This window comes from Streptomyces sp. NPDC017529 (assembly GCF_044329785.1).
Lineage (GTDB): Bacteria > Actinomycetota > Actinomycetes > Streptomycetales > Streptomycetaceae > Streptomyces.
In genome coordinates, this window is record NZ_JBIRJY010000005.1 from 191,721 (window position 1) to 204,751 (window position 13,031).

Below are 13,031 nucleotides of genomic sequence, written 5' to 3' on the forward strand. Positions count from 1 at the left end.
TGCTTCCCCCCACCCTATAAGTATCTTCAACCCCCCCCCTCTCTGTTGCCTGTGCGCTGCGGTGGCCGGGCGGCCGCGGCCCCGGCCGGCCCCCCCCCCCCCCCCCGCCCCCCCCCCCCCCCCCCACGGCCGCTGACCCCAAGCGGTTCGACCTACCGGCCCATTTCCTCACGCAGCGCGGCCACCAGGCCGTCCACGTCCTCCTCGGTCGTGTCGAAGGAGCACATCCAGCGGACGTCGCCCGCCGCCTCGTCCCAGAAGTAGAAGCGGTAGCGCTTCTGGAGGCGCTCGGTGACGTCGTGCGGCAGCCGGGCGAAGACGGCGTTGGCCTGGACGGGGTAGAGGATCTCCACGCCGTCGACCTCGCGGACGCCGGCGGCCAGCCGCCGGGCCATGCTGTTGGCGTGCCGGGCGTTGCGCAGCCACAGGTCGCGCGCGAGCAGCGCCTCGAACTGCACGGATATGAAGCGCATCTTCGAGGCCAGCTGCATGGACATCTTGCGTACGTGCTTCATCGCCCGCACCGCGTCCGGGTTGACCACCACCACGGCCTCGCCGAACAGCGCGCCGTTCTTCGTCCCCCCGAGGGAGAGCACGTCCACGCCGACCGCGTTCGTGAACGCCCGCATGGGCACGTCCAGCGACGCCGCCGCGTTGGCGATCCGCGCCCCGTCCAGGTGCACGAGCATGCCGCGCTCGTGGGCGTGCTCGCAGATGGCCCGCACCTCGTCGGGGGTGTAGACCGTGCCCAGCTCGGTGTTCTGGGTGATCGAGACGACCTGCGGCATGGCGCGGTGCTCGTCGTCCCAGCCGTACGCCTGGCGGTCGATCAGCTCGGGCGTGAGCTTGCCGTCCTCGGTCGGTACGGTCAGCAGCTTCAGCCCGCCGACCCGCTCCGGGGCGCCGCACTCGTCGACGTGTATGTGCGCGCTCTCGGCGCAGATCACCGCGCCCCAGCGGTCGGTCATCGCCTGGAGGGCGACGACGTTGGCGCCGGTGCCGTTGAAGACCGGGAACGCCTCGGCGGTCTGCCCGAAGTGGCTCCGGATCACCCGCTGGAGGTGCTCGGTGTACTGGTCCTCGCCGTAGGCGACCTGGTGCCCCTCGTTGGCGAGGGCGATGGCCGCCAGCACCTCCGGGTGGGCTCCGGCGTAGTTGTCGCTGGCGAAGCCGCGCACCGTCAGGTCGTGGCGCCGCTGGGCGTCGGTCTGCCGTTCGGTCACGCTTCGGGGGTCAGCCACAGACGCTGTCCATTCACTTCCTGGGCGGGCCGCTCCCAGACGCCGCTGATGGCCTGGGCCAGGTCCTTGACGTCCGTGAAGCCCGCGAACTTGGCATTCGGGCGTTCGGCGCGCATCTGGTCGTTGACGAGCGCCTTGACCACCAGGATGGCAGCCGCGGCCTTGGGCCCGCCCTCTCCCCCCGCCTTGCGGAAGGCGTCGCCGAGGGCCAGCGTCCACGCCTCGGCGGCCGCCTTGGACGCGGCGTACGCGGCGTTCCCGGCCGTCGGCTTGCTCGCGCCCGCCGCGCTGATCAGCAGGAAGCGGCCGTTCCCCGAGCGCTCCAGTGCCTCGTGGAACGCGAGCGAGGTGTGCTGGACCGTGCGGATGAGCAGCTTCTCCAGCAGGTCCCAGTCGGCGAGGTCGGTCTCGGCGAACGACGCCGAGCCGCGCCAGCCGCCGACCAGGTGCACCAGGCCGTCGATCCGGCCGAACTCCTTCTCCGTACGGGCCGCCCAGGCCCGGGTCGCGGCCAGGTCCAGCAGGTCCACGGTGTCGCCGGTGACGGTGGCGCCGCCGTGTGCGTACCGGGCGGCGTCCACGGCCTCCGCCAGCCGCGCGGCGTCCGCGTCCGACGCCACGACGGTCGCGCCGGCCTCCGCCAGCCGCAGCAGTGCGGCCCGCCCCGCGGGGCCCGCCGCGCCGGCCACCGCGATGACCGCGCCTTCCAGTGGCCCCTGGCCGTTCGTCGCAGTACTCATGTCCCTCGTCTCCTCGTGCTCCCGCCGGCCGGGTGCGCCGCCGGTCCTCACACCGTCACCGGTACGTCACGCTCGGCCGTGATGCCCTTGGTGGAGGCAATCACGCCGCGCAGTTTCTTGGCGAGGGCCTCGTAGAACATGCTGAGCGGAAATTCGTCCGGCAGGACGTCGTCGACCAGCTTGCGCGGCGGCTTGTCGAGGTCGAGGGCGTCCGGTCCCTTCGCCCAGACCGAGCCGGGGTGCGGGGCGAGATAGGTCGAGACGAGGTCGTAGGCGGCGAACCAGTGGACCAGCTTGGGCCGGTCGATGCCGTCCCGGTACAGCTTCTCGATCTCGCCGCACAGCTGGTTGGTGACCTGCGGGGCCCGCTCCCAGTCGATGTGCAGGGTGTTGTCCGTCCAGCGTACGACGTCGTGCTGGTGCAGGTAGGCGAAGAGCAGCTGGCCGCCGAGACCGTCGTAGTTGCGCACCCGGTCGCCGGTGACGGGGAAGCGGAACATCCGGTCGAAGATCACCGCGTACTGCACGTCGCGGGCCTGGCGGAAGCCCTCCGCCTCCAGCTTGACGGCCTCCTTGAAGGCGGTCAGGTCGCAGCGCAGCTCCTCCAGGCCGTACATCCAGAACGGCTGCCGCTGCTTGATCATGAAGGGGTCGAAGGGCAGGTCGCCGTGGCTGTGGGTGCGGTCGTGGACCATGTCCCAGAGCACGAAGGCCTGCTCGCAGCGGTCCTGGTCGGCGAGCATCTCCCGGATGTCGGCGGGCAGTTCGACACCCAGCGTCCGCACGGCGGCCTCGCTGACCCGGCGGAAGCGGGCGGCCTCGCGGTCGCAGAAGATGCCGCCCCAGGTGAAGCGCTCGGGGGCCTCGCGCACCGCGATGGTCTCCGGGAAGAGGACCGCGGAGTTGGTGTCGTACCCGGCGGTGAAGTCCTCGAAGGCGATGCCGCAGAACAGCGGGTTGTCGTAGCGCGTGCGCTCCAGCTCGGCCAGCCAGTCGGGCCAGACCATGCGCAGCACGACCGCCTCGAAGTTGCGGTCCGGGTTGCCGTTCTGCGTGTACATGGGGAAGACGACCAGGTGCTGGAGGCCGTCGGACCGCTGCCGCGCAGGCTGGAAGGCCAGCAGGGAGTCGAGGAAGTCCGGCACCGCGAAGCCGCCGTCGGCCCAGCCGCGCAGGTCCGCCACGAGCGCCTGGTGGTAGGCGGCGTCGTGCGGGAGCAGCGGCGCCAGCGCCTCGATGGCCGAGATGGCCCGCTCGACCTCGTGCCGGACGATGTCGGCGGCGGGGGCGCCCTCGGCCTCCAGGTCGACCGAGCCGTCCTTGGACTGCCACGGGCGGATGGTCTCGATGGCGTCCTTGAGCACCGGCCACGCCGGGTGCGCGACCACACGCTCTGCGGTCGCGGCGCCCCCTGGGGCATCCACAGGCGAAAGAATTTCCGTCATGACTACCCTCCGGCAGGAGATCCTGTTGTGCGGACACGGTAACCAGGAGACCTTCGCCTTCTCAAGAGCAGCAGAGGAAATTGTTCTGCCAAACCCCCATGGTCACGGATTTTTTTCCTGTCCGACGAAGCGGAGGCAGCAGTTTCTCTCACCCTGACTCGCGTCCGCCGCGCTTCCTCCAGCGCTTGCCCCGAGGCGCCCGGACCAAACGGGGCGGGCCGGGCGGCAGCGCGCGTGCCAGGGCCCGGATCCGGTCGAATCCCGTCCGCCCGGCGGACGGCACGCCTCGCACCCCGGGGCCGCGGCTGACCGGTTCCGTCCATCGGGGCCCTCCGGGGGCCATGCCACACCGGCTCCCCGGCCCGCCGCGTCAGTGCGCGGAGGACTCGCCCACGTACGAGTGAGCCGATGCACCTCCGGACACCCCGGACGGATGGAACGGACGGCCCCGGCGCGCGCCCGCCCACCGGGAGCCGGCGTCCGCGAGCTCCCGTACCGCCCCGGATTCCGCGGCACCGACGGGCCCGGCCACGGCCTGGCAAGTCCCCGTTCCGGCCACGTGAGAGGGCTGTCCGACATCGGATCCGCCTCTTCGGTGCCCCGTTAGGCTGTGCGCCGTTTCGAGCAGCCGTGGACCACGGTCGGCACGCATCGGTCAGCACCCCCGACAGAAACGAGGCAGCCTTGTCCTTTCTCACCATCGGACACCGCGGGTTGATGGGCGTCGAGCCGGAGAACACCCTGCGCTCGTTCGTCCGCGCCGAACGCGAGGGTCTCGACGTCATCGAGCTGGACCTGCACCTGAGCAAGGACGGCGCGCTCGTGGTGATGCACGACGCGGACGTGGACCGCACGACCGACGGCACCGGCCCGGTCGCCGACCGCACGCTGGCCGAGCTGCGCGAACTGGACGCGGGCGACGGCGAACGCGTCCCGGTGTTCGAGGAGATCGTGGACGCGGTGCGGGCGCCGCTCCAGGCGGAGATCAAGGACGCGGCCGCCGCCCGGGTGCTCGCGGACGTGCTGCGCGCCCGCGACCTGACCGGCCGGGTCCAGGTGATCTCCTTCCACGACGAGGCGCTGGCCACCGTCGCCAGGCTGCTGCCCGGCGTACGGACCGCGCTGGTCGCCGAGGAGTACGGCACCGAGGTGGTGGACCGGGCACGGGCCGTCGGCGCCGCGATGCTCTCCCTCGACATCCGGCGGCTCACCCTGGAGCTGACGGACCGGGCGCACACCGCGGGCCTGGCTGTCGTCGGCTGGACCGTCAACACCCACGACCAGCTCCGGCTGAGCCGCGGGCTGGGACTGGACGGCGTGGTGACCGACTTCCCCGAGATCCGGCGGGCGGTGCGGTTCACGGCCTGAGGCGGGACCGCCCGGCCGTGCCGCGGCCGGGCGCCCCGGAGCCCGCTCCCGGCCGAGTCCTAGTCGAGCGTCTTGACCAGCAGCTCGAACTCCAGGTCCGCGCGCTGCGGGATGCCGAACCGCTCGTCGCCGTACGGGAACGGCGTCATCCGGCCGGTGCGGCGGTAACCGCGGCGCTCGTACCAGGCGATCAGGTCGGCACGCTGCCGGATGACGGTCATCCGCATCTCGGCCGCGCCCCATTCGGCGCGGGCGGTGCGCTCCGCCTCGGCCATGACGACCTTCCCGAAGCCGCCGCCCTGGAGCTTCGGCCGGACCGCGAACATGCCGAAGTACACGTGGTCACCGCGGTGTTCGAGCTGGCAGCAGGCGACGGTCTCCCCCACGCTCTCGGCGAGCAGCAACCGGCTGTCCGCGTGGCGCACCACGGCCGCGACGCCCTCCGGATCGGTGCGCTGCCCCTCCAGCAGGTCCGCCTCGGTGGTCCAGCCGGCCCGGCTCGCGTCGCCCCGGTAGGCCGACTCGACCAGCTCGACGACCGCCGGGACGTCGGCCTCGGTGGCGGCTCTGAAGGTCAGCTCGGCGGTCGTCATGGGCGGGCATCCTCTCCGGTGGAGTACTGGGCCCGGCGGTACGGGCCGTGGACGCCGTGGCGGACGGTGCGCCCGTACCGGAGGCTAACAAGCCCCCCGGTACCGCCGCCCGACGGCGTAGGGTCCGCAGCATGGTTCATGTACTGAGCAGCAGGGTGCTGGTGCGGCCGTCCGACCCGGAACGGTCGCGGGAGTTCTACGGCAGCGCGCTGGGCCTGGAGGTCTACCGCGAATTCGGTACGGGCCCGGAGCGCGGCACGGTCTTCTTCCTCGGCGGCGGCTTCCTGGAGGTCTCCGGCCGCTCCCCAGAGCCCCCCACGGCCACGCTCCAACTGTGGCTCCAGGTCGCCGATGCCGCCGCCGCGCACAAGGAACTGGTAGCGCGCGGCGTGGAGGTGCTGCGCCCGCCGGTGCGGGAACCGTGGGGCCTGATCGAGATGTGGATCGCCGACCCCGACGGCCACCGGATCGTGCTGACAGAGGTACCCGCGGACCACCCGCTGCGCTACCGCCCCGGTATCTGATCCCCGGGCCCGGAGGAGCCCCGCCGGGCCCCACCGGCTCTCTCTCCGGGCATGCTCCCCTTTTGCGTCCGTGCGCTCCCGGTTCCCGGTGCGCGGCGGGGGTCCGCGCGCCCTCGGCGGGGCACCATGCGGCTGTACCGGTACGGGCTCTCGGGGAGGTACGCCGTGCACGGACCGGCGTGGGTCGGCTGGCTGCTGGTGCTGCTGTGTGCCGGGGCAGGCGCGTACTGCCTGTCGAGCGTGCGCCGCGGTACGGCCGCGCAGCGGCGGGAGGCGCGCGGCGAGGCGCTGATGGGGCTGGGCATGGCGGTGATGGCGCTGCCCGCCTCGGCGGTGGCGCAGCCGTCCTGGTCGCCGTGGACGTTCGCGGCCGTCTTCGGCGCGGTGGGCCTGTGGGCGCTGCGGCGGCGGCACCCGCACCACGCGATGGGAGCGGCGGCGATGGTCTACATGTCCCTCGCGATGCCGGCCGTGGGCGGCGGGCACGCGGGACACCTGGGCTCCGCGGGGCCGGGCGGGCTGCCGGTGCTCACCGGGCTGCTGCTGGCGTACTACGCCGTCTACATCGTCGCCGCCGGCGTACGGCTCGCACCGGCGGGCGCCTGGCCCCCGGCGGCCGGCCCCGGCCCGGCCGACCCGGCGCGGGCCGGGTGGCCCGAGGTGGTGGGCGCGTGCCGGGTGACGATGGGCATCGGCATGTTCGCGATGCTGCTGACCCTGTGACCGGCGGCCACGAAGACGGCTGCCCCCACGAGCACCGTTGCGCACCACCCGCCTCGGCTGTCGGTGGTATACATCACTTCCGGGCGGGATCGGACCTACGCGCAGCCGCCCGCTCATAGGCTGACGCCCATGATGGTCCCCCTCGCGCTGATGATGCTCGGCGCGCTGGCTGCGGCGATGGCGCCGCGCCTGATGGCCCGCGCCGACTGGCCCGACCGCGAACCGGTGCTCGCCCTCTGGGTGTGGCAGTGCGTGGTCGCCGCCGTCCTGTTGTGCTGTGTGCTCGCGATGTCGCTCAGCGGCGCCGCCGCGTGGGAAGCGGTGCGCGGCCACCTCTTCGGCCACGCGCCGCGCGTCGTCGTCGAGGCGTACGCGCTCAAGGCGTACGGCCCCTGGTCCGGCGTACTGGCCGCGGTACTGGCGTGCGGCGGCGCGTGGACGGCCGTCATGCTCACCCGCGAGGTACGCGGCGCCCGCGCCCGGCGCCGGCAGCGACGAGCGGACCTGCTGCGCCGCTCCCCGCTGCTGCCCGGCGAGGAGCGCGCCGGCGACCGGCTCGTCGTCCTGGAGGGCGACCGGCCCGAGGCCTGGTGGCTGCACGGCGCCGCACCCCAACTGGTCGTCACCACCTCGGCGTTGCGCCGCCTCAAAGGCCGTCAGCTGGACGCGCTGATCGCACACGAGCAGGGGCACGCGCGGGCCCGCCACGACGTCCTCCTGTACTGCGCCTCGGCGCTCGCGGCCGGCTTCCCGCAGGTCCCGGTCTTCGCCGCGTTCCGCGACCAGGTGCACCGGCTGGTGGAACTGGCCGCCGACGACGTGGCCTCGCGCCGCTTCGGACGGCTGACGATCGCCCTGGCGCTGGTCGAACTCAACGAGGACCGCGGGGTGTTCGGCCCGTGCCCCGCCCAGTGCACGCAGCTCCCGCACCGGGTGGACCGGCTGCTGGCGCCCGCGCCGCGCTTCACGCCCGGCCGCCGGCTGCGGATGACGGCGTTCGCGGCCCTGGTCCCGGCGGTGCCGCTGCTGGTGGCCTTCGTGCCGGGGCTGAGCGCGCTGACGTACTGACGTACCGGCGTCCCGGTGTACGGGTGCGGGCGCGGGGCGCGCGGAAGCGTTCGCTCCGGGGCGCTGGCCCCGCCCCGGCCCCCTCGGCGAGGATGCACCCATGGCACCCAGCCCGCCCTCCTCCCCGCCCACCACCGGACCACCAGACCCGGCAGGCACCATCACCGGCCGGCCCGGCCCCCGGCCACCGCTCACCCTCCCCTTCCTCCTCGCCCTCCCCTTCCTCGCCCTCCTCACCCTCGTCGCCGTCCACTGGAGCCCGCTGCTCGCCCTCGACCGGGCCATCGCTACGGCCCTGCACCGCACGGCCGTAGCGGATCCCGGCCTGACCCAGGTCAACAGGGTCTTCTCGGACTGGGTCTGGGACCCGTGGACCTTCCGGGCCCTGCTGGCCGTCGTGGTCATCACCCTCCTGCGGCGCAAGCGGTGGGCGTTGGGCTGCTGGGTCGCCGGCACGGCGGTGGCGGGCACGGCACTCCAGCAGGTGCTGAAAGCCGTCGTCGGACGGCACCGCCCGGTGTGGCCCGACCCCGTGGACTCCGCGCAGTACGCGGCCTTCCCCTCCGGACACGCGATGACGGCGGCGGTCGCGGGCGGCCTCGCCCTGTGGCTGCTGCGCCTGTACGGCACGCGCCGGCGGTGGCTGTGGTGCGCCGCGTCCCTGACCGCCGTGTCCGTCGCGGGCGTCGGCTTCACCCGCGTCTACCTCGGGGTCCACTGGGCCACCGACGTGCTCGGCGGCTGGCTCCTGGGCGCGGCCCTCGTGGCGGCCGCGGCGATCACCTACCCGCGTCGGCACGGGCCCCGCTGACAGCCGTACGGCGCCCGTCGGCACGCGAGCCGCGCCCCGGCGCTCCCGGACGCGCCGCGGACGCCCCCTTGGAGGCGGGCCGTGCGGCGGGCCAGGATGGCGGCATGACGATCAAGGGTGTGCTGTTCGACTTCTCCGGGACGCTCGCGCGGATCGAGTCGCCGGAGACCTGGTTGCGTGCGGTACTGGACGAGACCGGCACGCGGGTGGCGGAGGAGGAGATCGTCCGCCTCGCCGCGGAACTGAGCCGCGCCGGCGCGCTGCCCGGCGGCTCCTCGCCGGCGCACCTGCCCCCCGGCCTGGCCGCCCTCTGGGACATCCGCGACCGCAGCGCGGACCGGCACCGCGAGCTGTACACCGGCCTGGCCCGGCAGGTGCCGCTCCCCGACGACGCCCTGTACGACGCGCTGTACGAGCGCCACATGACGCCCGCCGCGTGGGCGCCGTACCCCGACGCCGCCGAGGTGCTCGGCGAACTGCGGCGGCGCGGCCTGCGCGTCGGCGTGGTCAGCAACATCGGCTGGGACCTGCGCCCGGTGCTCCGCGCCCACGGCCTCGACCGCCTCGTCGACCGGTACGTCCTGTCGTACGAGCACGGCATCCAGAAACCGGACCCGCGGCTGTTCGAAATCGCCTGCGGGGAGCTGGGGCTGGACCCCGCCGACGTCCTGATGGTGGGCGACGACCGGGAGGCCGACGGCGGCGCGACCGCACTCGGCTGCACGTACCTGCCCGTCGACCACCTCCCGGTGCACGAACGCCCCGACGGCCTGCGCCCCGCCCTCTCCTTGGCGGGCTGACCGCCCTACGGCCGCAGCACGTCCGTGTGAATGGCCAGCTTGAACTGGGCGTGCGTGATCGCGGTCGGCACCTTGGCGTCCCCGGGCCCGCGCGCGGAGATCTTCAGGCCGAGCGGCGTGCCCGGGTGCACGAAGATCTGCCAGAAGTACGTCTTGTACTGACCGCCACCGGTCTTCCATGTGTCCGTGGTCGCCGTCGAGTCGTACCCGGGCCCGAGCGGGTCGCGCACGAAGCGGGCCCGGTACTCGTTCGGCTGGTCGTCCGCGTCCCAGAACACCATCGCGGACAGCACTCCCCAGCCCTCGTGACTCGGCCAGATCAGTCCTGACCGCGCATCGGGGAACACCGACGGCGAGCCGCCCCCGTTGGCCGGGTCGTGCATCTTCCAGGGGTCGTAGGACTCGTCCCCCGCCCCGTACGGGAACCGCACCAGGTGGTACCCGTCGCTGTCGTACGAGATCTTCTGCGACCCGGCCCCGTGCTTCGCCGCGTCCCAGAGCAGCGAACAAACCGTGACGGACATACGTACCCCCGACTCCCCTGCGCGGCGCCCCGGTGGCCCCACTGATCCCATTGCGCCACAGGATTCCTCGCACCGGTAGACGGCGGACGGCCCCGGGCGCGCCGGTTCAGCGGATGCCCACCGCGTCCAGGGCCTCCCGTTGCGCGGCGGAGATGTCGGTGGGGAAGTAGACGTAGCAGATGCCGCCGGTGCCGCTGACGACCTTGCCTTCGGCGTTCTTGCGCTTCGTCCGGAGCCAGATGTTCTCGAATTCGCGGCGCTTGTAGACGCGGCGGACGGCGGCGTTGGTCGGGGAGTTGGGGTCGTTGGCGACGACGTCGCCGGTGCGGGTGAAGCCGATGACGGTCATCAGGTGGCCGGCCGTGCCGTAGCCCGCGCCGGTCAGTTCGGACGCCGTGAAGGACTGGGAGGTGATGACGGGGATGCCCGCCCTGATCAGGGTCTCGGCGTCGGAGAGGGTGCGGAGCCGGGTGACGGCGCTCTCCATGTTCCGGTACGTGGCCGCGTAGGCGGTGTTGAAGGGCCAGTTGCCGCAGCCGGCGTACTGGTAGTCGTAGGTGTGGCGGGCGGCGTGGCAGACCTGGGGGTCGGCGTAGGCGGGGTTGACCCAGGCCAGGTCGGCGGCGGTGGGTTTGCGGCCCCAGTACTCGATGATCATCTGGGAGGAGGTGGGGCTGCACCAGGCCTCGCCGCCGTTGTCGTACTCCGGGTACTGGCCCTTGTGGGTCTCCTGGGAGTAGCGCGGCACGGTCAGTTCGCGGCCGGTCGCGGCGCCGGGCTTGGAGGCGGGCACGTCGAAGCGGTCGGGCACGTCGGACCCCATGAGGCCCAGGCGCCAGACGGTGGGCGTGAGGGTGGTGCCGGGCCTGCGGTAGAGCGTGGCCCGCAGTTCGTACGCGCTCAGCCGCAGGCCGCTCGCGGGGTTGTCGATCGCGAAGGTGTCGGTGGAGATGTTGCTCTTGCCGTCCTTCTGGCCGTCGACGGAGGTACGGCGGATGTCGCCGTCCCCCGCGGCCCAGCGGCCCATCACGTACCAGGGCGTCGTGCTGCCGTCGCTGTACGTGCCGCGCAGTTCCACGGCGATCCAGGTGCCGGCCGGCGTATGGGCGTTCCAGGAGGCGACGGCTTCCGTGGACGGCACCTTGAGCGTACGGACGGGGGACGTCCAGACCGCGTACTCCCAGGTGGCGGTCGTACCGGTGTGCGGGTCCCGGTAGTCGGCCGAGCCGGCCGGGGTGCCGATCGCCACCCCGGGGCGTCCTCCGTTCACCACGCGGGTGCCGTTCGCGGTGCCCTGGTTGAAGTCGGCGGCGGTGTGCCAGGCTCGGTAGTCCACGAGACGCTTCGCCTTCGGTGCGGCGGACGGTGCGGAAGGGGAGGCGGCGTGCGCCAGCGGGGTGGCCGCGCCCGCCACGACGGCGAGGGCGGCGGCCAGGACGGTACGCCGGGGCGTGGGTCTGCTCATGGTGGAGGTCCCCCAGTCGGATGCGATGGGATGAGCCAGGAGAGCGGTGGGGCGGGACGGGCGGGGTGACAGGCGGGTACGGCCGCCCGGCGGCCGTGGCTCAACTATTGCCCCTGGACCCGCCCTTCGGCCAGCGGTTCGCCGCGCGTCGCGGCAGGGATCAGCAGGATGCGGCAGCAAGGGCCGCCACCGCGGCCCCGCGTGCGGGAGAGGGGCGGGTTCGTGGACGCTGCGGAGCACGTCGACGTCGTCATCGTCGGGGCCGGCCTGTCCGGCATCGGCGCCGCCTGCCACCTGCGGCGCGCCTTCCCCGGCCGGACCTTCGCGATCCTGGAGGGGCGGGACGCCATCGGCGGGACCTGGGACCTGTTCCGCTACCCGGGCGTGCGTTCGGATTCGGACATGTACACGCTCGGGTACGCGTTCCGGCCGTGGCGGGGCGCCGAGTCCCTCGCCGGCGGTGCCGCCATCCGCGACTACATCCGCGCCACGGCCCGGGAGCACGGCGTGGACCGCGCCGTCCGGTTCGGCCACCGGGTGGTACAGGCGTCGTGGTCGTCCGCGCGGGCCCGGTGGACCGTGGAAGCCCGCGCCGGCGCCTCGGCCGTACGGCTGACCTGCTCGTTCCTCTTCATGTGCACGGGCTACTACCGCTACGACGAGGCGTACACCCCCGATTTCCCCGGCATCGGCGACTTCGCGGGCCGGGTCGTGCACCCGCAGCACTGGCCCGCCGACCTCGACCACACCGGTCGCCGCGTCGTGGTGATCGGCAGCGGCGCGACGGCGGTCACCCTGGTGCCGGCGCTCGCCGAACGGGCCGGGCACGTGACCATGCTCCAGCGCTCGCCGGGCTATGTGCTCTCCCTGCCCTCCCGGGACCCGGTCGCCCGGGGCCTGCTGCGGGCCTTGCCGCCGAAACTGGCCGCCCCTGCCGTCCGCTGGAAGAACGTGCTGCTGGGCCTCGCGTTCTTCCAGCTCAGCCGCCGTGCCCCGGAAGCCGCCAAGTCGCTGCTGCGCAGGGGCGTCACCCGCAGGCTGCCGCCGGGCTACGACGTCGGCACGCACTTCACCCCGGCGTACGACCCGTGGGACCAGCGGCTCTGCCTCGTGCCGGACGGCGATCTGTTCGCGGCGCTGCGCGAGGGGCGCGCTTCGGTCGTGACCGATCGCATCGAGACCTTCACGGCGTCGGGCGTGCGGCTGGCGTCGGGCCGCCGTCTCGACGCGGACCTCGTCGTGACCGCCACGGGGCTGAACCTGCTCGCCTTCGGCGGTGCCCGGCTGCTGGTCGACGGCGAGGAGACCGTCCTCGCCGACACCGTCGCCTACAAGGGCATGATGCTGTCCGGCGTGCCGAACCTGGCGTTCACCATCGGGTACGTCAACGCCTCCTGGACCCTGCGCGCCGACCTCGTCGCCCGGTACGTGTGCCGGCTGCTCCGCCACATGGACGCGCACGGCTACGCCGTCTGCACGCCGCGCTCCCCCGACCGCTCCCTGCCGCTGGGGCCGCTGCTCGACCTGACGTCCGGCTATGTGCGGCGCGGCCTCGGCGCCCTGCCCAAGCAGGGGCCGGCCGCGCCCTGGCGGGTGCCGCAGAACTACCCGCGCGACGCGTACCGGATGCGCCGCGGGCCCGTCGCCGACCAGGGCGTACGGTTCGGCCGCGCCCCGGACGCCGCCCGGCGCCCGGGGCCGGGCCGCGGGGCCTGAGGGCTGGATACGC

Annotated in this window: 13 protein-coding genes; 7 read left to right on the forward strand and 6 right to left on the reverse strand. The window is 73.5% G+C overall.

All coding sequences use genetic code 11. From position 1 onward, the window contains the following. Positions 1-152: 152 nt before the first annotated feature. Genes ACH4K4_RS14650 through ACH4K4_RS14660 form a run of 3 tightly spaced genes read right to left on the reverse strand, consistent with a single transcriptional unit; the run spans position 153 to position 3,426 of the window. Positions 153-1,223: a threonine aldolase family protein gene (locus tag ACH4K4_RS14650; RefSeq protein ID WP_398167455.1), complete on the reverse strand. Its 1,071-nt coding sequence runs from the start codon at positions 1,221-1,223 to the stop codon at positions 153-155. Further along, positions 1,220-1,981, reverse strand: coding sequence for an SDR family NAD(P)-dependent oxidoreductase (locus ACH4K4_RS14655; protein ID WP_398167456.1), 762 nt, complete (start codon positions 1,979-1,981; stop codon positions 1,220-1,222). Before ACH4K4_RS14655 ends, ACH4K4_RS14650 begins: the two co-directional genes overlap by 4 nt. Positions 1,982-2,028: 47 nt before the next feature. Beyond that, the gene (locus ACH4K4_RS14660) at positions 2,029-3,426 is read right to left on the reverse strand and encodes a DUF6421 family protein (protein ID WP_398167457.1); all 1,398 of its coding nucleotides are present in this window, start codon (positions 3,424-3,426) and stop codon (positions 2,029-2,031) included. 684 nt (positions 3,427-4,110) lie between these two features. On the opposite strand from ACH4K4_RS14660, the gene ACH4K4_RS14665 reads away from it, so the two are divergent. Next, the gene (locus tag ACH4K4_RS14665; RefSeq protein WP_398167459.1) at positions 4,111-4,794 is read left to right on the forward strand and encodes a glycerophosphodiester phosphodiesterase; all 684 of its coding nucleotides are present in this window, start codon (positions 4,111-4,113) and stop codon (positions 4,792-4,794) included. Positions 4,795-4,853: 59 nt separating this feature from the next. On the opposite strand, the gene ACH4K4_RS14670 is transcribed toward ACH4K4_RS14665, so the two are convergent. Next, positions 4,854-5,387, reverse strand: a complete 534-nt coding sequence (locus ACH4K4_RS14670) for a GNAT family N-acetyltransferase (protein ID WP_398167460.1) — start codon at positions 5,385-5,387, stop codon at positions 4,854-4,856. Between the two features lie 131 nt (positions 5,388-5,518). Between ACH4K4_RS14670 and ACH4K4_RS14675 the strand changes: the two genes are divergently transcribed. The 5 genes from ACH4K4_RS14675 (at position 5,519) to ACH4K4_RS14695 (ending at position 9,313) form a co-directional block, all read left to right on the forward strand. Further along, positions 5,519-5,911, forward strand: coding sequence for a VOC family protein (locus ACH4K4_RS14675; protein ID WP_398167462.1), 393 nt, complete (start codon positions 5,519-5,521; stop codon positions 5,909-5,911). A 165-nt stretch (positions 5,912-6,076) separates the two neighbouring features. Then, positions 6,077-6,634, forward strand: a complete 558-nt coding sequence (locus ACH4K4_RS14680; RefSeq protein ID WP_398167463.1) for a DUF5134 domain-containing protein — start codon at positions 6,077-6,079, stop codon at positions 6,632-6,634. A 129-nt stretch (positions 6,635-6,763) separates the two neighbouring features. Further along, positions 6,764-7,702 (forward strand): M56 family metallopeptidase, encoded by a 939-nt coding sequence (locus ACH4K4_RS14685; protein WP_398167465.1) that lies wholly within the window; start codon positions 6,764-6,766, stop codon positions 7,700-7,702. Between the two features lie 100 nt (positions 7,703-7,802). Beyond that, complete coding sequence (locus ACH4K4_RS14690) at positions 7,803-8,513, forward strand: phosphatase PAP2 family protein (protein WP_398167467.1); 711 nt, start codon at positions 7,803-7,805, stop codon at positions 8,511-8,513. 104 nt (positions 8,514-8,617) lie between these two features. Continuing rightward, positions 8,618-9,313, forward strand: a complete 696-nt coding sequence (locus ACH4K4_RS14695; protein WP_398167468.1) for an HAD family hydrolase — start codon at positions 8,618-8,620, stop codon at positions 9,311-9,313. Between the two features lie 5 nt (positions 9,314-9,318). Here the strand turns inward: ACH4K4_RS14695 and ACH4K4_RS14700 are convergent, their stop codons facing one another. Further along, complete coding sequence (locus ACH4K4_RS14700; protein WP_398167469.1) at positions 9,319-9,837, reverse strand: hypothetical protein; 519 nt, start codon at positions 9,835-9,837, stop codon at positions 9,319-9,321. 106 nt (positions 9,838-9,943) lie between these two features. Further along, on the reverse strand, positions 9,944-11,302 hold the full coding sequence (locus tag ACH4K4_RS14705) for a peptidase C39 family protein (protein ID WP_398167471.1): 1,359 nt from the start codon (positions 11,300-11,302) through the stop codon (positions 9,944-9,946). Between the two features lie 168 nt (positions 11,303-11,470). On the opposite strand from ACH4K4_RS14705, the gene ACH4K4_RS14710 reads away from it, so the two are divergent. Continuing rightward, positions 11,471-13,018, forward strand: a complete 1,548-nt coding sequence (locus ACH4K4_RS14710) for a flavin-containing monooxygenase (protein ID WP_398167473.1) — start codon at positions 11,471-11,473, stop codon at positions 13,016-13,018. The last annotated feature ends 13 nt before the right edge of the window (positions 13,019-13,031 follow it).